Source organism: Mycolicibacterium gilvum, from assembly GCF_900454025.1.
Classification (GTDB): domain Bacteria; phylum Actinomycetota; class Actinomycetes; order Mycobacteriales; family Mycobacteriaceae; genus Mycobacterium; species Mycobacterium gilvum.
On record NZ_UGQM01000011.1, the window covers coordinates 1 to 18,875 of the forward strand.

Annotated in this window: 19 protein-coding genes, 1 tRNA gene and 4 pseudogenes; 18 read left to right on the forward strand and 6 right to left on the reverse strand. The window is 67.1% G+C overall.

Annotated features, from left to right (window positions below):
* From DYE23_RS30430 to DYE23_RS30440, 3 genes and pseudogenes are all read left to right on the forward strand, one after another.
* Positions 1 to 1,255: pseudogene (locus tag DYE23_RS30430) on the forward strand (S9 family peptidase); the annotation flags it as partial.
* A gap of 88 nt (positions 1,256 to 1,343) precedes the next feature.
* On the forward strand, positions 1,344 to 1,547 hold the full coding sequence (locus tag DYE23_RS30435; protein ID WP_011893429.1) for a hypothetical protein: 204 nt from the start codon (positions 1,344 to 1,346) through the stop codon (positions 1,545 to 1,547).
* A 36-nt stretch (positions 1,548 to 1,583) separates the two neighbouring features.
* Positions 1,584 to 1,739 carry a DUF6131 family protein gene (locus DYE23_RS30440; protein ID WP_011893430.1) on the forward strand — a complete coding sequence of 52 codons (156 nt, stop codon included), beginning with the start codon at positions 1,584 to 1,586 and terminating at the stop codon, positions 1,737 to 1,739.
* 7 nt (positions 1,740 to 1,746) lie between these two features.
* Here DYE23_RS30440 and DYE23_RS30445 read toward each other — a convergent pair whose 3' ends face one another.
* The gene (locus tag DYE23_RS30445; RefSeq protein WP_011893431.1) at positions 1,747 to 2,367 is read right to left on the reverse strand and encodes an SACE_7040 family transcriptional regulator; all 621 of its coding nucleotides are present in this window, start codon (positions 2,365 to 2,367) and stop codon (positions 1,747 to 1,749) included.
* A 93-nt stretch (positions 2,368 to 2,460) separates the two neighbouring features.
* On the opposite strand from DYE23_RS30445, the gene DYE23_RS30450 reads away from it, so the two are divergent.
* The 5 genes from DYE23_RS30450 to DYE23_RS30470 are packed head-to-tail and all read left to right on the forward strand — an operon-like array spanning position 2,461 to position 8,471.
* Positions 2,461 to 4,011, forward strand: coding sequence for a carboxyl transferase domain-containing protein (locus DYE23_RS30450; protein WP_115329331.1), 1,551 nt, complete (start codon positions 2,461 to 2,463; stop codon positions 4,009 to 4,011).
* Between the two features lie 2 nt (positions 4,012 to 4,013).
* Positions 4,014 to 5,996, forward strand: coding sequence for an acetyl-CoA carboxylase biotin carboxylase subunit (locus DYE23_RS30455; RefSeq protein ID WP_099961533.1), 1,983 nt, complete (start codon positions 4,014 to 4,016; stop codon positions 5,994 to 5,996).
* Positions 5,993 to 7,153: an acyl-CoA dehydrogenase family protein gene (locus tag DYE23_RS30460; RefSeq protein ID WP_011893434.1), complete on the forward strand. Its 1,161-nt coding sequence runs from the start codon at positions 5,993 to 5,995 to the stop codon at positions 7,151 to 7,153. The genes DYE23_RS30455 and DYE23_RS30460 overlap by 4 nt, the downstream gene beginning before the upstream one ends.
* Positions 7,154 to 7,176: 23 nt before the next feature.
* Positions 7,177 to 7,671, forward strand: a complete 495-nt coding sequence (locus DYE23_RS30465; protein ID WP_011893435.1) for a MaoC family dehydratase — start codon at positions 7,177 to 7,179, stop codon at positions 7,669 to 7,671.
* Positions 7,668 to 8,471 carry an HpcH/HpaI aldolase/citrate lyase family protein gene (locus tag DYE23_RS30470; RefSeq protein WP_013471316.1) on the forward strand — a complete coding sequence of 268 codons (804 nt, stop codon included), beginning with the start codon at positions 7,668 to 7,670 and terminating at the stop codon, positions 8,469 to 8,471. The genes DYE23_RS30465 and DYE23_RS30470 overlap by 4 nt, the downstream gene beginning before the upstream one ends.
* Before the next feature lie 21 nt (positions 8,472 to 8,492).
* Here DYE23_RS30470 and DYE23_RS30475 read toward each other — a convergent pair whose 3' ends face one another.
* From DYE23_RS30475 to DYE23_RS30490, 4 genes are all read right to left on the reverse strand, one after another.
* Positions 8,493 to 9,821, reverse strand: coding sequence for an IS701 family transposase (locus DYE23_RS30475; protein WP_435404778.1), 1,329 nt, complete (start codon positions 9,819 to 9,821; stop codon positions 8,493 to 8,495).
* Positions 9,822 to 9,902: 81 nt separating this feature from the next.
* Positions 9,903 to 10,655 carry an enoyl-CoA hydratase gene (locus DYE23_RS30480; protein ID WP_011893437.1) on the reverse strand — a complete coding sequence of 251 codons (753 nt, stop codon included), beginning with the start codon at positions 10,653 to 10,655 and terminating at the stop codon, positions 9,903 to 9,905.
* 5 nt (positions 10,656 to 10,660) lie between these two features.
* Positions 10,661 to 11,431, reverse strand: a complete 771-nt coding sequence (locus DYE23_RS30485) for an acyl-[acyl-carrier-protein] thioesterase (protein ID WP_372516288.1) — start codon at positions 11,429 to 11,431, stop codon at positions 10,661 to 10,663.
* Positions 11,432 to 11,519: 88 nt separating this feature from the next.
* Positions 11,520 to 11,927: a hypothetical protein gene (locus DYE23_RS30490; RefSeq protein ID WP_013471318.1), complete on the reverse strand. Its 408-nt coding sequence runs from the start codon at positions 11,925 to 11,927 to the stop codon at positions 11,520 to 11,522.
* A gap of 84 nt (positions 11,928 to 12,011) precedes the next feature.
* Here DYE23_RS30490 and DYE23_RS30495 point away from each other — a divergent pair, with 84 nt between their 5' ends.
* The 5 genes from DYE23_RS30495 (at position 12,012) to DYE23_RS31655 (ending at position 15,515) form a co-directional block, all read left to right on the forward strand.
* Complete coding sequence (locus DYE23_RS30495) at positions 12,012 to 12,797, forward strand: TetR/AcrR family transcriptional regulator (protein ID WP_115327903.1); 786 nt, start codon at positions 12,012 to 12,014, stop codon at positions 12,795 to 12,797.
* Between the two features lie 58 nt (positions 12,798 to 12,855).
* Positions 12,856 to 13,767: an alpha/beta fold hydrolase gene (locus DYE23_RS30500; RefSeq protein ID WP_235660726.1), complete on the forward strand. Its 912-nt coding sequence runs from the start codon at positions 12,856 to 12,858 to the stop codon at positions 13,765 to 13,767.
* Positions 13,768 to 14,143: 376 nt separating this feature from the next.
* On the forward strand, positions 14,144 to 14,938 hold the full coding sequence (locus tag DYE23_RS31645) for a hypothetical protein (protein WP_235660727.1): 795 nt from the start codon (positions 14,144 to 14,146) through the stop codon (positions 14,936 to 14,938).
* Complete coding sequence (locus DYE23_RS31650) at positions 14,938 to 15,333, forward strand: hypothetical protein (RefSeq protein WP_235660729.1); 396 nt, start codon at positions 14,938 to 14,940, stop codon at positions 15,331 to 15,333. The genes DYE23_RS31645 and DYE23_RS31650 overlap by 1 nt, the downstream gene beginning before the upstream one ends.
* Complete coding sequence (locus tag DYE23_RS31655; RefSeq protein ID WP_235660730.1) at positions 15,324 to 15,515, forward strand: hypothetical protein; 192 nt, start codon at positions 15,324 to 15,326, stop codon at positions 15,513 to 15,515. Before DYE23_RS31650 ends, DYE23_RS31655 begins: the two co-directional genes overlap by 10 nt.
* A gap of 22 nt (positions 15,516 to 15,537) precedes the next feature.
* Here the strand turns inward: DYE23_RS31655 and DYE23_RS30510 are convergent.
* A tRNA-Arg gene (locus DYE23_RS30510) sits at positions 15,538 to 15,610 on the reverse strand.
* 203 nt (positions 15,611 to 15,813) lie between these two features.
* On the opposite strand from DYE23_RS30510, the pseudogene DYE23_RS31825 reads away from it, so the two are divergent.
* From DYE23_RS31825 to DYE23_RS31985, 5 genes and pseudogenes are all read left to right on the forward strand, one after another.
* Positions 15,814 to 16,023, forward strand: a pseudogene (locus DYE23_RS31825) (wax ester/triacylglycerol synthase domain-containing protein); the annotation flags it as partial.
* A gap of 100 nt (positions 16,024 to 16,123) precedes the next feature.
* Complete coding sequence (locus tag DYE23_RS31830; RefSeq protein ID WP_272940066.1) at positions 16,124 to 17,149, forward strand: wax ester/triacylglycerol synthase domain-containing protein; 1,026 nt, start codon at positions 16,124 to 16,126, stop codon at positions 17,147 to 17,149.
* Positions 17,150 to 17,180: 31 nt separating this feature from the next.
* Positions 17,181 to 17,651: a haloacid dehalogenase-like hydrolase gene (locus DYE23_RS31975; RefSeq protein ID WP_353961825.1), complete on the forward strand. Its 471-nt coding sequence runs from the start codon at positions 17,181 to 17,183 to the stop codon at positions 17,649 to 17,651.
* A gap of 396 nt (positions 17,652 to 18,047) precedes the next feature.
* Positions 18,048 to 18,403 (forward strand): annotated as a pseudogene (locus tag DYE23_RS31980) (lysophospholipid acyltransferase family protein); the annotation flags it as partial.
* A gap of 45 nt (positions 18,404 to 18,448) precedes the next feature.
* Positions 18,449 to 18,875, forward strand: a pseudogene (locus tag DYE23_RS31985) (HAD-IB family hydrolase); the annotation flags it as partial.

An 18,875-nucleotide genomic window follows, 5' to 3' on the forward strand; every position in this document is an offset into this window, starting at 1 on the left:
CCCCGGCGGTTGCGCACCGGTCCCGACGGTGAACTCAGCGAGCTGTACCACCCGGCGAAGATCTACGGCGTCAACAGCACCGAGGGTTACGTGCGGGCGCTGATCCGCAGCGAGAACGGCGCCGAGCACGCCCGGCTCCTGGAGGTGACCGTCTCCGCCGAGGGCGTCACCTATCAGGTGGTGGCCGAACGGCCCGGCTGCGAACTCGACGAATTCACGGTCAGCGACGATCTGTCCACCGTCGCGATACTGTGGAACATCCACGGCGCCAGCGAATTACAGATCCTTGAGTATGCCGACGGCACGCTGTACGACCCGATCCCGTTGCCCGGCATGGTGGCCGGCGAGCTGAGCATCAGCGCGGGCGGGTCGATGCTGGCGCTGACGGTCGAAGGCCCGTCGAAACCGCCGACGGTCGAACTGGTGGACCCGCGGACCCGGGAGTGGGAGCTGGTCGACCGCGAGCCCAGCAGTGGTCCCGTCTCGGCGGACCCGACGTTGGAGACCGTGACCGCCCGCGACGGGCTCAGCTTCACCGGCTGGTTGTTCCGCCCGCGCGAGGGCGTCGAGACGATCGGCGCGATGCTGTTCCTGCACGGCGGCCCCGAAGGCCAGGGTCGGCCCGGCTACAACGAGTTCTTCCCCGCGCTGCTCGACGAGGGCATCTGCGTCTTCCTGCCCAACGTGCGCGGGTCCGCGGCTTCGGCCGGTCCTTCATGCACGCCGATGATCGCGAGCGGCGGTTCGCCGCGATCGACGACGTCGCCGACTGCGTCCGGTTCCTGGTCGACAACGGTCACGCCCCCGACGGCAAGGTGGCCTGCTGCGGGTGGTCCTACGGCGGCTATCTGACGCAGGCGGCGCTGGCATTCCATCCCGACGAGTTCGCGGCGGGCATCAGTATCTGCGGCATGAGCGATCTCAATTCCTGGTACCGCAGCACCGAGCAATGGATCGCCGCGGCGGCCTATCCCAAATACGGTCATCCGGTCAGCGATCAGTCGTTGCTCGAGCAGCTCTCGCCGCTGCCGCGCGCCGACGCGATCAGCGCGCCGCTGCTTCTGGTCCACGGACTCAACGACACCAACGTGCCGCCCGGCGAGTCCGAGCAGATGTGGGAGGCGTTGACGGCGCTGGGCCGTGAGGTCGAGCTACTGACCTTCGAGGACGACGGTCATGAGATCGACAAGCGGAGAACCGTGCCGTGTTGCGCAAGACGATGTGCGAGTGGCTCACCGCTGCTTTCGCCGAGTGACCTGACAGCACCGAGGTTTATCTGAATTTTCAGCGGGGTAAAACTCTGCTGCACGCCACTACGGGCGCGTATACCAAGGAGGCACGGCATGCGAGGAATTCTCGGGGTCATAGTGCTCGTCTGGTTGTTGATCGGCGTCTTCGCCGCGTATCAACGCGATTACTTCAGCGGCGGCGAAACCAACTGCGCCACAGCGGGAAGCATCGCGCTGACGGTGGTCGCGGGTCCGCTGAATTATGCGGGTGTGAATCCCAAGGTCACGGATTGCAACGTCCCGCAACCGAGTCAGTAAACAGCTGACCGGCAATTCTGGAGAAATGGACTGGACATGATCGTCTTCGGAGCGATTCTGCTCATTCTGGGACTCGTCTTCAACATGTCGATACTGTTTTACATCGGCATCGTGCTGCTCGTGATCGGCGCCGTGTTCTGGGTCCTCGGATCCGTCGGCCGCCCGGTCGGCGGGCGTCGAGCCTGGTATTAGCCGGCACTCAACCGCGTCGTCGTTCGGCCGAGGTCAGCGCCGCGACCGTCATCTCCCGCAGGACGGTCCGCGAGCCGGCCTCGGCCGTTTTCGTCGTTCCCGGCTTCATGCTGTGCGCCGTCGAGTTGAGCAGACCGAACGTGCCGTGGGCCATCAGCCGCGCGTCTGCTTCGGACAGTCCGGGGGTGCACCGACGTAGGACGTCGACCCAGATCTCGACGTACTGCCGCTGCTTGCGCCGGACCTGGCGCTTCGCGGCGGGCGGCAGGTTGCCCAGGTCCCGATCCTGGATACGGATCAGGTCGGACTCGTCGAGCGCGAAGTCGAGGTGGAAGTCGATCAGGTTCTCCAACGTCGAGGCCGCGTCGTCGTCGGCGCCGACCACGTCGGTGGCGCCGGCCAGCAGCCGGGTACTGATGCCGACCAGGAGTTCCACCAGCAGCGCCTCTTTGTTGGGGAAGTGCCGGTAGACGGCTGGGCCGCTGATGCCGGCAGCGGAGCCGATGTCCTCGAGCCGGACCGCGAGGTAGCCGTGTTCGGCGAACAACCGCTCGGCCGCGGCGACCAGTTGGTCCCGGCGGTCGGATTTGGCCCTGCTGCGGGGCGAGCTGATCTCCGTCGGGGCCATGACATGAACCTCCGGCCGGTAGTGGACATCGTCAGTTAATGCTGATTAACATACCACTCGGTTAGTCACCATTAACTAAAGGTGGGTTCAGCGATGGCAGCGCGGGCATCTCATCGCGACGATCACGTCGCGTTGGTCGACCAGTTGCGTACCAAGCTCGCCGCGGCGGCGCTCGGGGGTTCCCAGCGGGCCCGTGAGCGGCACGTCAGCCGCGGCAAGCTTCTTCCCCGTGACCGCGTCGACGGACTGCTCGATCCGGGCAGCCCGTTCCTGGAGCTGGCAGCTCTGGCCGCCGACGGCATGTACGACGACGAATGCCCGGGTGCGGGCATGATCGCGGGTATCGGCCGCGTCTCGGGGCGCGAGTGCATGATCGTCGCCAACGACGCGACGGTGAAGGGCGGCACGTACTACCCGGTGACCGTCAAGAAACATCTGCGCGCCCAGGAGATCGCCCTGCAGAACCTGCTGCCGTGCATCTACCTCGTGGACTCCGGCGGTGCGTTCCTCCCTCGGCAGGACGAGGTCTTCCCGGACCGGGAGCATTTCGGTCGCATCTTCTACAACCAGGCCACCATGAGCGCCAAGGGGATTGCGCAGATCGCCGCTGTCCTCGGTTCCTGCACCGCCGGCGGCGCGTACGTCCCGGCGATGAGCGACGAGGCCGTGATCGTGCGCAACCAGGGCACCATCTTCCTCGGCGGTCCGCCGCTGGTGAAGGCCGCCACCGGCGAGGTCGTCACGCGGAGGACCTCGGCGGCGGGCCGATCTGCACTCCAAGGTCTCCGGCGTCACCGACCATCTCGCCCACGACGACCGCGACGCGCTGCGCATCGTGCGCCGCATCGTCGGCACGCTGCACCCAAGGCCGCGCCACCGTGGGACGTCGCCCCGCCCGTCGACGCGGTGGCCGATCAGACCGAGCTCTACGACGTGGTGCCCGTCGACTCCCGGGTGCCCTACGACGTGCACGAGGTGATCACCCGCATCGTCGACGGCGGTGATTTCGCCGAGTTCAAGGCCGCATACGGCACCACGCTGGTGACCGGGTTCGCCCGCATCCACGGGCATCCCGTCGGCATCGTCGCCAACAATGGGGTGCTGTTCGGCGAATCCGCGGTCAAGGGCGCGCATTTCATCGAGTTGTGCGACAAGCGCAACACTCCGCTGCTGTTCCTGCAGAACATCTCCGGCTTCATGGTCGGTCGCGATTACGAGGCCGGCGGCATCGCCAAGCACGGTGCCAAGATGGTCACCGCGGTGGCGTGCGCGCGGGTGCCGAAGCTGACCGTGGTGATCGGCGGTTCCTACGGCGCGGGCAACTACTCGATGTGCGGACGCGCGTATTCGCCACGCTTTCTGTGGATGTGGCCGAATGCGCGGATCTCGGTGATGGGCGGCGAGCAGGCCGCGTCGGTGCTGGCCACCGTGCGCGGTGACATGACACCCGAGGAGGAAGAGGCCTTCAAGGCGCCCATCCGTGCGCAGTACGAGAGCCAGGGCAACCCGTACTACTCCACCGCACGGCTGTGGGACGACGGTGTGATCGACCCCGCCGACACCAGAGACGTTGTCGGACTCGCACTTTCGGTGACAGGCCAGGCTCCGCTGGAGCCGGTGTCCTACGGCGTCTTCAGGATGTGAACATGTTCGATACGGTTCTGGTGGCCAACCGCGGCGAGATCGCGGTCCGGGTCATCCGCACGCTGCGGGCGATGGGTATCCGCTCGGTCGCGGTGTTCAGCGACGCCGACGCCGGCGCCCGTCACGTCCGCGAGGCCGACGTCGCGATCAACATCGGGCCCGCCCCGGCTCGGCAGAGCTATCTGTCGATCGACGCATTGCTGGCCGCGATCACACGCACCGGTGCCCAAGCTGTGCACCCGGGCTACGGATTCCTCTCGGAGAACTCGCAATTCGCCGATGCGCTGCGGTCGGCCGGTGTGGTGTTCATCGGCCCTCCGGTCGCCGCGATCCAGACCATGGGCGACAAGATCTCGGCGAAGGCCGCGGTGTCCGAGTTCGGTGTCCCGGTGGTTCCGGGTATCTCGCGGCCCGGGCTGACCGACGACGACCTGATCGCGGGGGCGCCCGATGTGGGGTTCCCGGTGCTGGTGAAGCCGTCGGCGGGCGGTGGCGGCAAGGGCATGCGCGTCGTCCACGACGCCGCCGATCTTGCTGCGGCCCTTGCCAGTGCGCGGCGCGAGGCGGCGTCGGCATTCGGCGACGACACGCTGTTCTTGGAGCGGTTCGTCCTGAATCCGCGCCACATCGAGGTGCAGGTCCTCGCCGATTCCCACGGCAACGTCGTGCATCTCGGCGAGCGTGAGTGCAGCCTGCAGCGCCGCCACCAGAAGGTGATCGAGGAAGCACCGTCACCGCTGCTGGATCCCGCCACCCGGGCCCGGATCGGCGCTGCGGCGTGCGACACCGCCCGCAGCGTCGACTACACCGGCGCCGGCACCGTCGAGTTCATCGTCTCCGCCGACCGGCCCGACGAGTTCTTCTTCATGGAGATGAACACGCGACTGCAGGTGGAACATCCGGTCACCGAGATGGTCACCGGCCTGGATCTGGTCGAACTGCAGGTGAGGATCGCGGCAGGGGAGACGCTGCCGATCGCGCAGGACGACATCCACCTCGACGGCCATGCGATCGAGGCGCGGGTGTACGCCGAGGATCCCGCCCGCGGCTTCCTGCCCACCGGCGGTCACGTTCTCGGGCTTCGTGAGCCGGCCGGGCCGGGCGTGCGCGTCGACTCCGGATTGGTGCGCGGCACCGTGGTCGGCAGTGACTACGACCCGATGCTCGCCAAGGTGATCACCCACGCACAGGACAGGCCGGCCGCGCTGCGCGCGCTGGACGCCGCGCTGGCCGACACCGCGGTGCTGGGTCTGACCACCAACGTGGAGTTCCTGCGCTTTCTGCTCGCCGACCCCGACGTGGCCGCCGGCGACCTCGACACCGGCCTGCTCGACCGGCGCCTGCCCGACTTCGCGCCCGCCCCGCCGACCGACGACGACCTCATCGCGGGCGCGGCCTACCGCTGGTTGCGATCATGGCCCACCGCGCCGGCAGACCCGTGGGACGTACCGTCGGGATGGCGCATCGCCGGTCGCGCGCCGACGTCCATCCGCCTGCACGCCGGTGAACGCACCGATCATGTGTGGCTGACGGGAGCCCCCGGGGACGCGACGGCGACGGTCGAGGGCGGTGAAACGCGCACGCTGCGAGCGTCGTTGGACGGTGACCTGCTCGCCGTCACGATCGACGGGCTGCGCACCGAATACCTCGTGGCCGAGGCGCCGGGTCAGGTCTGGCTGGCGGGTGCGGGCCGGGTGACCATGGTCGAGGAGGTCCGTGAGGCGCCGGTGCGTCCCGACGACGAACACAGCGGCGACGCCGAACTGACCAGCCCGATGCCGGGAACCGTCGTCGCGGTCGGCGTCGAGGACGGCGCGGCGGTGACGGCGGGCACTGTCGTGGTCACCGTCGAGGCGATGAAGATGGAACACGCGTTGTCCGCGCCGGTCGACGGCGTTGTCGAGTTGCTGGTCGACGCGGGCGAACAGGTGAAAGTGGGCCAGGTGCTGGCCCGGATAACGGCAAGCGAGGAGCCGAAGGCATGAGTGATTTCCTGTCCACCGGGACACTTCCGGACCACTACGCGCAACTGGCCAAGACCGTGCGCGACTTCGCCCAGAGCGTCGTCGCGCCGGTGGCGGCCAAACACGACGAGGAGCACTCGTTCCCGTACGAGGTCGTGTCGGGCATGGCCGACATGGGACTGTTCGGGCTGCCGTTCCCCGAGGAGTACGGCGGCATGGGCGGTGACTACTTCGCGTTGTGCCTGGCGCTCGAAGAACTCGGGAAGGTCGACCAGAGTGTCGCGATCACCCTCGAGGCAGGCGTGTCGCTGGGTGCGATGCCGGTGTACCGATTCGGCAACGAGTCCCAGAAGCAGGAGTGGCTGCCGCTGCTGGCGAGCGGAAAGGCGCTGGGCGCGTTCGGTTTGACCGAAGCCGGCGGGGGAAGTGACGCGGGCGCGACGAAGACCACGGCGAAATCGGACGGGGCGAGCTGGGTCATCAATGGCACCAAGCAGTTCATCACCAACTCGGGTACCGACATCACCAAGCTCGTCACCGTCACCGCGGTCACCGGTGAGAACAACGGTAAGAAGGAGATCTCGTCGATCCTGGTGCCGGTGCCCACCGAGGGTTTCACCGCCGAACCCGCGTACAACAAGGTCGGCTGGAACGCCTCCGACACCCACCCGTTGAGCTTCGACGACGTCCGCGTGCCGCAGGAGAACCTGCTCGGTGAACGCGGCCGTGGTTACGCCAATTTCCTTCGGATCCTCGATGAAGGCCGGATCGCGATCGCGGCGCTGTCGGTCGGCGCCGCACAGGGTTGCGTCGACGAAAGCGTCAAGTACGCCAAGGAGCGTCAGGCCTTCGGCGCGGCGATCGGGACCTACCAGGCCATCGCCTTCAAGATCGCCCGGATGGAGGCCAGGGCCCACACCGCGCGTGCCGCCTATTACGACGCCGCCGCGCTGATGCTGTCCGGGAAGCCGTTCAAGAAGGCCGCCTCGGTGGCCAAGATGGTCGCCAGCGAAGCCGCGATGGACAACGCCCGTGACGCCACCCAGATCTTCGGTGGCTACGGCTTCATGAACGAGTACTCGGTGGCGCGACACTACCGGGACTCGAAGATCCTCGAGATCGGCGAGGGCACAACCGAAGTGCAGCTGATGCTGATCGGGCGGGAGCTGGGACTGTGAGCGGAGCGAACGATCGGACCGAAGTGAGCGGGTACACGAAGATCGTCGTCCAGCGCGGGTTGTGGTTCGAGGAGTTCGAAACCGGCGTGCTCTACCAGCACCGGCCCGGCCGCACCATCACCGAGGCCGACAACGTCCTGTTCACGACGTTGACGATGAACACCCAGGCGCTGCACCTGGACGCCGCGTTCTCGGATGCGTTGCCGCCGTTCAACCAGCGGTTGGTCAATTCGATGTTCACGCTGTCCACGCTGGTCGGTCTGTCGGTCGCGCAGCTGACCCAGGGCACGATCGTCGGCAATCTCGGCTTCGGCGAGGTGGCCTTTCCGAAGCCGCTGTTCCACGGCGACACGCTGTACGCCGAGACCGAGGTCACCGACAAGCGGGAGTCCAAGAGCCGGCCGGGGGAGGGGATCGTCACCTTCAGCCACGTCGGGCGCAATCAGCACGGCGATATCGTGGCGACCGCATCGCGCAAGACGATGGTGCGCAAGCGACCCGAAGGAGAGGCGCAGTGACACTGGCACCCGGGACGGCATGGTTGTTCTGCCCCGCGGACCGACCGGAACGGTTCGAAAAGGCCGCGGCCGCAGCCGATATCGTGATCGTCGATCTCGAAGACGGCGTCGCGGCCAAGGACCGCGCTGCGGCCCGGGAAGCGCTGGTGAACACCCCGCTGGATCCGGCGCGCACCGTGGTGCGAGTCAACCCGACCGGCACCGCTGATCACGGACCCGACCTGGAGGCCGTCGCGCGCACCGCATACACCACGGTGATGCTCGCCAAGACCGAAGCGCCCGAACAGGTCCGCGCGTTGGCGCCGTTGGACGTGATCGTGCTGATCGAGACGCCGCTGGGCGCGCTGAACGTGGTCGACCTGGCGCGGGTGGACAACGCGTACGCGCTGATGTGGGGTGCCGAGGACCTGTTCGCCGAACTCGGCGGGACGGCCAACCGCTACCCCGACGGCTCCTACCGCGAGGTCGCCCGCCACGTCCGCTCCCAGACACTGCTGGCCGCCAAGGCATACGGACGGGTCGCGCTGGACTCGGTGTTCCTCGACATCAAGAATCTCGACGGGCTGCGGGGTGAGGTCGACGACGCGGTCGCGGTCGGCTTCGACGGCAAGGTCGCGATCCACCCGACGCAGTTGCCGGTGATCCGGGACGGCTACACACCGACCGAGGCGCAGGCCGACTGGGCCCGCCGGGTGCTGGCCGCGGCGCAGGCCGAGCGCGGGGTTTTCCAGTACGAAGGCCAGATGGTCGACATGCCGGTGCTGCGGCGTGCCGAGCGGATCGTCGCGCTGGCGCCCTAGTACTACAGCCGTAGATAGCGTTCATTGTTGTTGATGTTGTTTGCGGTAATGGTAGGTGCGGGCTCTCGTTTGATGTCGTCGCCGCCAGGTGGACCAGGCGAGGACGTCGGCAACCGCGTGTAGCGGCTGCAATACCAGGGCGATGAAGAGTCTGCGGAATTCATTGACTGTCAACGTGATCAGTGTCTGGCCGGTCTGGTCGTCGGGTTCGTCGCTGCGCCGTTGAGCGGCGGTCGTGACGACGAGGAAGGCATGGGCAAGCATGGATAGGGTGACCCAGCGGTGCCAAGAGGTCCAGGTCCGTACCTGGTGCTCGTCGAGCCCGGCCAGGCCCTTGCCGGCTTGAAACGATTCCTCGACCTTCCAGCGCCGCCCGGCGACCCGTACGTAGTCGGCCAGGGTGACCGGATTGGGGCTGTAGCAGCGGTAATAGGCCAATTCAGCGGTCTTGTCGTTGCGGCGCACCAGCAGGTGATGGTGGCCGGGCTCGGCGTCGGTGATTTCGACCAACGTCCAGGAGTACCAGCGTTGGCCCTTGGCGCCGGTTCCGGCGCTGACGCGCCGCCAGGCCCGCCGCGGCAGAGACCGGGCAAGCTCGTCTACTCGCTGGCTGCCCGTACTGGTGGTGACGGTGCGATTGGACCCGACGGCCAGCACATAGCCCAGCCCCTGGGCGGCGATCGCGGCGCGCAGGTCGGGGTCGGCGCCGTAGACCTCGTCGCCGGTGGCCCATCGCGCAGGGACTCCGGCGGCCACAGCACGAGTGATCATCCGCTCGGCCAGCGCAGGTTTGGTGGCGAACTCGACATCGGTGGGCACCCCGGCGCACTGACGGCGTTCCGAGTCGTCGATCCACGACTTCGGCAGGTATAGCTCGCGGTCCACCAGTGCGTGACTGTTGGGCCCCGCATAGGCCAAATACACAGCGACTTGGGCGTTTTCGATCCTGCCCGCGGTACCGGTGTACTGGCGCTGAGTCCCGACGGTATGAGTGCCCTTCTTCACGTCTCCAGTCTCATCGACGATCAGGATCGCCTCGTCATCGCCGAGGTGGTCGACCACGTAGGCGCGAAGATCATCACGCACTCCCTCGGCGTCCCACTTCGCCCGCGCCAGCAGATGCTGCATCCGGTCCGGGCTGCTGTGGCCGCAACGCTCGGCCAGCGTCCAACAGTTCTTACGGTCAATGTCACAGACCAACCCGAGCATCAACGCGCCGGCGTTGCGCAGCGGCTCGCACCGAGCGAACCGTGACGCGACCCGATCCAGCACCTCATCAAAGCCACTTCGCCACCGATCAACGTCTACCCTGTAAGCCGCGGCGACCGCGGCATCATCGTTAGTTCTCACAAACTCCGAACGATGCCGCGGTCACCCAATCCAGCAAGGCAAACACGCCGACGAGCAACGATCTACGGCTGTAGTACTAGGTCACCTGCGCTTGGCGGCGGCCAGCCGGGCCGCGAACTCGGGTGACTCGATCGAGGTGGCCTGGGGCACGATCTCGATGTCGACCGCGAGGCGGTGTTGCTCGAGGTCGTCGGTGCCCGGATGGGCGGTGGCACGCATCGACGCCTTGGTGGCCACCACGACGTCACGGGGTGCGCCGGCGGGGCCGGCGGCCAGTTCGCGTGCCCGTGCGACCGGATCGTCGGCCACCTCGAGGGCGAGTCCGTGGCGTACGGCGGCGTCGGCGTCGAATCGCATCCCGAACAGCAGGGCGGCGCGGGCGGCCTGCGGGCCGGTGATCCGCTGCAGCATCCAGGTCGCGCCGCCGCCGGGATGGATGCCCAACTTCTGGAAGCGCGGATCGAACATCGCGTGCGGTCCGGCGATGCGCACGTCGGCCGCCAGCGCCAAGTTCAGGCCGGCGCCGACGGCAGCACCGTTGACCGCCGCGATCGTCGGCAGGCTGCACTGTGCGACGGCGAGGAACCCGTCGTAGATCACCCGCAGCCCGTCTTCGGTCGCCGCGCCGAGCGCGGTGAGATCGGCTCCTGCGCAGAAAGCCTTTCCCGCCCCCGTGACGATCACCGCGTGCACGTCGGGGTCGGCCTCGGCCGCGCTCACCGCCGCCCGCAGCGCCGCCGAGATCTCCGCGGTCACGGCGTTGCGCCGGTCGGGATCGTTGATCGTGATGAGTGCGACGCGGTCGGTGACCTGCATCAGTACCAGTTCGGACACGGGGCTCAGCCTAGCGAGAGGGTGCGCAGCAGGGCCGCGGCCCGCACCTCGCCGTCCACGGTCAGCGCGATGTCGACATGCGGTGCGTCGCCGTCGCGGCGCCAGGTGATGACGACGTCCTCGCCGAACTTGATCGGCTTGCGGTACTCGATGACCGCCCGGTAGGGCGGCGCGCAGACATCGGGAACGCGGGCGATCACCTCGTGGATCGCGTGCCAGTAGGCGGTGTTGGTGACGTGCTCGAAAAGGTCGATGTCGGTGCGGCGCAGCGCGAACGGCATCGACTCGGTGGCGTCGGCCGGATTCTTCAGCCACGGACGCCATTTCAGGCGATGCTCGGTGGTCGTGGTGGAGAACCGCTCGATGAGGGAGTCGGTGGCCCGTTGCGGCGTCAGGGTTTTCGCATTCATCGCGATCCAGAACCCCTCCGTCTCGATGCGCCCGCCGTCGCTGCCGACGAGGTCGACGCGCATCGTGCACCAGCGGGTCGACAGACCCGAGCACCAGCGGCTGAACGCGACCTCGTTGGGGAACTCGATCGGTTCGATCACGTCGATCACCGTGCGCTGCACCAGCCAGTGCGGATGTGCCTCGGCCTCACCGGCGTCGACGAGGTTCTCGGCGCCGACCTCCTGGATATAGCGGGCGACGCCGTCGAGGCGCAGGTTCAGATCGCTGCCGATGTCACCGGTCGCGACCCGCCACGCGGTGCGGTAGACGTACCCGGAATCGGGTCGCACGGCCAGGCGTCGCTGGACCGGATCGTCGTCGTCGATGGCCATCCCGGCCAGACTACGGCGGGACTTCGGTGTCGTTGGTCAACACTGCGTTGACCAACGACACCCGAATCGCCGAGGGACGGGCTCAGAACTCGCCCCAGCCGCCCTGGACCATGGTCTGGAAGCGCCATTCCCCGCCGGTCTTGACCAGCAGGTCGCCGTAGCGGACCCGGTGGCTCTGCCCGGCCGCCGTGATGGTCGCATCGGTGATCACGAAGACCAGGTTCTCGTTGACGAAGTGTGGCGTGCGCACCGAGTCCATCGAGACGTCGCCTGGCTGGCCGAGTTGTTCGGTCATCTGTGCGACGAACTTCTCCCGGTCGCACGACGCGGCGTATCCGTCGGTGACCTCGTTCAGCGGGAACATCGCCTGGTCTGCCATTGCGTCGACGTCCTTGGCGACCGCGAGCGCGTCGTAGTGCTCGAACCAGGCCAAGACCGCCGCGACGTCGCTGCTCGACGGCTCGAACCCGTCGTGGGTGGGTGGGGTCACTGCGCATCTCCTTTATCTACGTACTGCGTACACCGTACAGTGTACGCGATTATGACGAGCCTTCCACCAGCTACGATCGGTCGGATGGACAATCCTGGTTCGGGATCCGCGCGCAGCAGCGCGGGCGATCCGGTGCGCACTCTCGAACTGTTGTGGCGCGTTCCGGCAGAGGCCCGCTCCGGTCGGGGTCCCAAGCAGCGCACCTCCGTCGACGCCGTCGTGGCCGCCGCGGTCGGCATCGCCGACACCCAGGGTTTGTCGGCAGTCACGATCCGCGCGGTCGCGGGCGTCCTGGGCCTCGCGCCGATGGCGATCTACACCTATGTGCCCGGCAAAGCCGAGCTGCTCGACCTGATGCTCGACAACGTCTACGGGCAGATGTCCCGCGGCGACCTGTCCGGGCTCCCGTGGCGGCACCGGGTCACGGCGATCGCCGACGAGAACCGCGCGCTGCTCGACGAGCACCCGTGGGTGACCCAGCTCGCCACCACGCGTCCGCCCCTGGGGCCGGGCACAGCCGCCAAATACGACCACGAACTGCGCGCCTTCGATGGGCTTGGCCTCAGCGATCTGGATATGGACTCGGCGCTGACCTACGTTCTCGGGTTCGTGACCTCGGTGGCGCGTATCGCCGGCGATGCCCGCGAGGCGCGACGCGACAGCGGCGTCAGCGACCAGGCGTGGTGGGATCGCGCCGGGCCGCTGCTGGCCGAGGTCTTCGACGACGAAAAGTTCCCGCTCGCAGCGCGTATCGGGGCGGCAGCCGGCCAGGCGTTCGGCTCTGCCTACGACGCGGACCACGCCTACCGCTTCGGCCTGGCGCGAGTGCTCGACGGACTGGAACCCGTGATCAACCGCACAGCCAGGTAGTGATCGTTCACAGGGTGGGTACAGAAACGGACGTCAGGCCGAAAGGAAAACGACGTCCATGACCATGATCACCGCCTACCGAGGACCACTGCGCAGCACCGATCTGCACGTCGACGACTCCGGCGGGGACGCTCGGCCCGTCGTTCTGATCCACGGTTGGCCGTTGCACAGCGATTCCTGGGCTCACCAGGTCGACGCGCTGCGAGATGCCGGATACCGGGTGATCACCTACGACCGACGCGGATTCGGTCGCAGCGACAAGCCGTTGATCGGTTACACCTACGAGAGCCTGTCCGATGACCTGTCCGCGGTTCTCGAAGAACTGGACCTCACCGACGTGACCCTGGTGGGGTTCTCGATGGGCGGGGGCGAAGTGGCCGCGTACTGCGCGCGCAAGGGCGTCGAACGGATCCGCAGCGTCGTGTTCGCCTCGTCGGTCACGCCGTTCATGTCGGCGCGCAAGGACAACCCCGAAGGGCCGCTGGGCAAGCTCGAAGCGGCCAGGATGGCGGCGTCGCTCACCACCGACCAGGACGCGTTCTTCGAGCAGTTCATGACCGATGTGTTCTCGGCCGATGGTGAGCTGCAGGTGACCGAGCAGGAGCGTCAGGAGGCGCTTTCGATGTGCGGTGACGCAGACAAGCCCGCAACGCTGGCATGCATGGCCGCGTTCGGCGGCACCGATTTCCGCGAGGACCTGCCGAAGGTCACCGTTCCCAGCCTGGTCATCCACGGTGACAGCGACGCCACCGTGCCGTTCGAAGGGTCGGGCAAGCGGACCTACGAACTGCTCCCGGACGGACGGCTGCACGTCATCGCCGGTGGTCCGCACGGCATCCCGATGAGTCACGCCGACGAATTCAACGCGGTGCTTCTGGAATTTCTCGAGCAGGATTTCGCCCGACGGTCGCGGGCCGCTGACGCCGCAAGAGAATTTCGCGGGAAACCGCGGCTGCTTTGCTGCAGCTGAGTTAATTTGTCCCTGACACGGGTCGGCACCGCTGCCGAACGGGACGTCGGGGGTCAGAGTGGACAGAGCGTCGTTCAACCTGCGCAGCGCGGCAGTCGAATTGGCACCCGGTAGGGCACCGCAACGACGACACCACCGCGATGTCTCCACTTTGCTGACGGCGTGGGCGCTGACCTCGGTCTCGCCATCGCGTTGCTGAGCGGCGCATCCGTAGCCGCTGCCGATACCGGCGCCGCGGGTGCGGATCAGTCGCCGGCGCCAGTACGTCCGACACGCGCACCTCCGGTAAGCCGTCCGAGAAGTCGTCGTCGAGGCCGACGTCTGTCGGCGGGGACGCCGACGCGTCCGATCCGGGTCGGAGGACAACGAATCCAGCGTGCCCGTTGACGACGCGGCACCGGAGGAGCAGGCCGGCGAGACCGACGGAGCGACCGAACCGATCACGGTCGTCGAGGACAGGTCCAGCACACCCGCCGAGGCTCCCGAAGCCCCCGAGGTCGTCGAGGAACCCGACGCTCCGACCCCATCGGTCGAAACAGGCGAAGCGACGCCGCGCGCAGGGCCGGCCGCGACCGATCGGGAGTCGGCGGCCACCGCCACGGCGTCCGAACCCACCGAATCGTGGTGGGACACGCTCGTCCGCGACGTCAGGTACACCTTCTTCAACAAGGCGCCGACCTTGTCGCCCACCGACAACATCGAGGTGGCCCCCGGCGTCTTCACCGGAAAACTCAACGGCCAGAGCAACAACGGGCTCACGCTGAACTATCTCATCAAGCAGGCGCCGACCATGGGCACGCTGACCATCGACCCGGAGGCCGGCACCTACACGTACACGTTCGATCCTTCGGAGTTCGACAAGGACACCAGGGATTCGTTCGTTGATCGTCGCCGACAACGGTGCCGAGGCCCGCCGGCCGGGGCTGTTCGGAGTGATCCAGCTCGTGATGCACAACATCGCGATCGGCCTCGGCCTGTCCCAGCGCGACACCGTCGACTCGGTGTTCAGCGTCACCGCGCGAATGGTGGATGCCGACTCCGGCGACTCCGACGACTCCGACGACTCCGAGAACGAGGAGCTCAAGGTCAGCATCCGCGGAACCGGCTTCTACGGCAATCTCCAACAAGAAGTACTGGGCCGAGCAGAACCACGCCGACAACTGCCTGCTGATGTCGATCCTGATGATCGAGGGACAGTTCACGGGGCAGATACCGACCCGCGCGCTCGAAGAGGCGATCGTCGAGCAGGCCAAACGTACCCCGAGCGTCGTCGATCCATCGAAGATGATGTACCTCGGCGAAGGTAGCGAAGACGGTGTCCTGCCCGCAGATGCCGCGGCCCTGCTGAAGCTGCGGGGCAATGCCGCCGATCTGCGGTACTTCCCCAGCGACGACGAGGACGCCACCTATTACGACGGTCTGGACGCCCTCGATGTCGTGAGCAAGCTGCTCTTCGAGGGACACGGCGTCATCACCGGCGTGAACAACCAAACCATCTGGGACGCTACCGAAAAAGAGGGCAGCCCCGAGCCGATCGCGTCAATGCCAATCACGGCGTGGTGGTGATCGCGGTGGACACCCACAACGGCAGGGTCTACATCAACGATCCGGGGGTGTCGGGCGGCAGGGGACTGGCAGTGCCACTCGGCGCGTTCATGTGGGCGTGGGCGCCCGACGCCTTCGAGACGATCACCGCCGACGGGGCCGCACCGCAGAGCTACCGTCCACTGTGGCCGGCGACCTGGTGACGGTCGCCTGACCACGAAAAAGCGCCCCCGGCAGGGATCGAACCTGCGACCGACCGCTTAGAAGGCGGTTGCTCTATCCACTGAGCTACGGAGGCAACGGCTAGGAGTGTATCGCCCGAGGGTCGGAGCCGGGCCGGTGACGGCGCGTAAAGCCACTCCCTGTCCCGCAACCGCCGACTAGCGTGTGGTGGATGAGCAGCTCGTCGGGTCTGGACGCCGCCGGACTCCCGAGGAACTCAGTCCACTGGATCAGATCCTGCATCGCGGCGAGGCCAACCCCCGCACCCGCTCGGGCATCATGACCATCGAACTGCTCGACACCACGCCCGACTGGGACACGTTTCGCACCCGCTTCGAACATGCGTCGCGCAAGGTGCTCCGGCTGCGCCAGAAGGTCGTCACGCCGACGCTGCCCACCGCCGCACCCCGCTGGGTCGTCGATCCGGATTTCAACCTCGATTTCCATTTGCGCCGGGTCCGCGTTCCCGAGGGGACGCTGCGTCAGGTGATGGATTTCGCCGAGATCGCCGCGCAGTCACCGCTCGACATCTCCCGGCCGCTGTGGACCGACCCTGATCGAGGGTGTGCAGGACGGCCGGGCAGCACTGATGGTGCATCTCAGCCATGCCGTCACCGACGGGGTCGGCGGCGTCGAGATGTTCGCCAATTTGTACGACTTCGAGCGGGAGCCGCCGCCGCAACCCGTGCCGCCGATGCCGGTGCCGACCGACCTGTCGCCCAACGACCTGATGCGCAGTGGGCTCAACCGCCTGCCCGGCACGATCGTCGGGGGGTGGTCGGGCGGTCGCCGGTGCCGCGCAGGCCGTGGGCCACGTCGTTCGCGACCCGGTCGAGCGGCTCGGCAGCGTCTTCGATTACGCGAGGTCCGGTGTGGCGCGGTCGGTCCGGTCGCCGACCCGTCGCCGATCCTGCGGCGGCGAAGCCTGTCGTCGCGCAGCGAGGCCATCGACATCGAATTCAGTGACCTGCACCGCGCGTCGAAGGCCGCCGAAGGCTCGATCAACGACGCCTACCTGGCCGGGCTCTGCGGTGCGCTGCGGCTCTACCACGAGTCCATGGGGGTGCCCGTCGACACGCTGCCGATGGCCGTCCCGGTCAATCTCAGGTCGGATGCCGACCCTGCGGGGGCAACCGCTTCGTGGGGGTCAACCTCGCCGCACCCGTCGGACTGTCGGACCCCGCGATGTATCAAGGAGATTCGCGCGCAGATGAGGAGCAAGCGCGACGAGCGGGCCCTCGACGTGGTCGGTGCGATCGCCCCGCTCGTCAGCCTGCTTCCCGACAGCGTGCTGGAGACGATGGCGGGATCGATCGTCAACTCCGATGTGCAGGCCAGCAATGTGCCCGTCTACGCCGGCGATACCTTCATCGCCGGTGCGAAGGTGTTGCGCCAGTACGGTCTCGGGCCCCTGCCCGGTGTCGCGATGATGGTCGTCCTGATCTCGCGCTCGGGGTATTGCACCATCAGTACCCGCTACGACCGGGCCTCGATCACCGATCCCGGTCTTCTCGCGCAATGCCTGTTGGACGGCTTCGACGAAGTCCTCGCTCTCGGCGGGGACGGTCGCGCGGTGCCGGCGACGTTCAGCCGGGTCGGAGCACAGGAAAAATGAGCAGTATCGAACGGAACGGGAGTGGCCCGCAGTGACATCGGAGATTCCGGTCAACCGGCAGATGCGTCTTCCCGGCTCGGTCGCCGAGATACAGGCGAGCCCGGCGGGGGCGCAAATCGGCGCGTTCTTCGACCTCGACGGAACCCTGGTGGCGGGGTTCACCGGCGTGGTGATGACGCAGGATCGGTTGCGGCGCAGACAGATGTCGGTGGGCGAGTTCATCGGCATGGTGCAGGCCGGGCTGAACCACCAACTCGGCCGTTCCGAGTTCGAGGACCTCATCGGCAAGGGCGCGCGGATGCTGCGCGGCAACTCGCTCGACGACGTCGACGAACTCGCCGAGAGGCTGTTCGTGCAGAAGATCGTCGGCAGGATCTATCCGGAGATGCGCGAGATCGTCCGCGCGCACATGAACCGCGGCCACACCGTCGTCCTCAGTTCGTCGGCGCTGACGGTCCAGGTCGAGCCGTCGCCCGATTCCTGGGCATCGACAACGTGCTGAGCAACAAGTTCGAGATCGACGACGACGGCCTCATCACCGGCGAGGTGCAGCGCCCAATCATCTGGGGACCGGAAAAGCCCGTGCGGTACAGGAATTCGCGTCCGTCAACGGCATCGACCTGTCGAGGAGCTATTTCTACGCCGACGGCGACGAGGATGTCGCCCTGATGTATCTCGTCGGCAACCCGCGGCCCACCAATCCGGCGGGCAAGATGGCCGCGGTCGCGGCAAGCGTGGTTGGCCGATCCTGAAGTTCAGCAGCCGCAGCGGTGCCAGCCCCGCGTCGCAGGTGCGCACCGCGGTCGGTATCGCGTCGATGGTGCCGATCGCCGCGGGGGCGTTGGGCCTCGGCTTGTTGACACGCAACAAGCGCACCGGGGTGAACTTTTTCACCTCGATGTTCGGTCGGACCCTGCTGGACACGATCGGGATCAACCTGCAGGTGCTGGGTCGGGAGAACCTGACCGCGCAGCGGCCCGCCGTGTTCATCTTCAACCACCGCAACCAGGCCGATCCGCTGATCGCGGGCCGGTTGATCAACGAAGACTTCACCACGGTGGGCAAGAAGGAGCTCGAGAACGACCCGATCGTCGGCACGATCGGCAAGATCCTCGATGCCGCGTTCATCGACCGCGACGATCCGAAGAAGGCGGTGGAAGGTCTCAAAAGGTTGAAGAGCTTGCACGCAAAGGTCTTTCGATCCTCATCGCACCGGAGGGCACCCGCCTCGACACCACCGAGGTCGGGGAGTTCAAGAAGGGGCCGTTCCGGATCGCGATGTCGGTGAACATTCCGATCGTGCCGATCGTCATCCGCAACGCCGAGGTGATCGCGGCCCGCGACTCCAGTACGTTCAACCCCCTGGTCGATGTCGTGGTCTACCCGCCGATTCCGGTGGACGACTGGACGCAGGAGGATCTCCCGTCCCGCATCGAGGAGATCCGGCAGCTCTACCTCGACACCCTCGCCGACTGGCCGCACGACGAGCTGAAGCTGCCCGACCTGTACACGCGGTCCCGGCCCGCGAAGAAGCGGACCCCGCGCAAAGCGCTGCGAAGAAGACCCCGACGAAGACCGCGACGACCGCGACGAAAGACCGCCAAGAAGGCGCAACCGAAGACCGCCAAAAAGGCGCAACCGAAGACGAAAGCGACACGGGCGTCGTCGAAGGTGTCCGACAGGCCCGACGCGGATCCGCCTGAGCCGGCGGAGAAACCGGCCGACA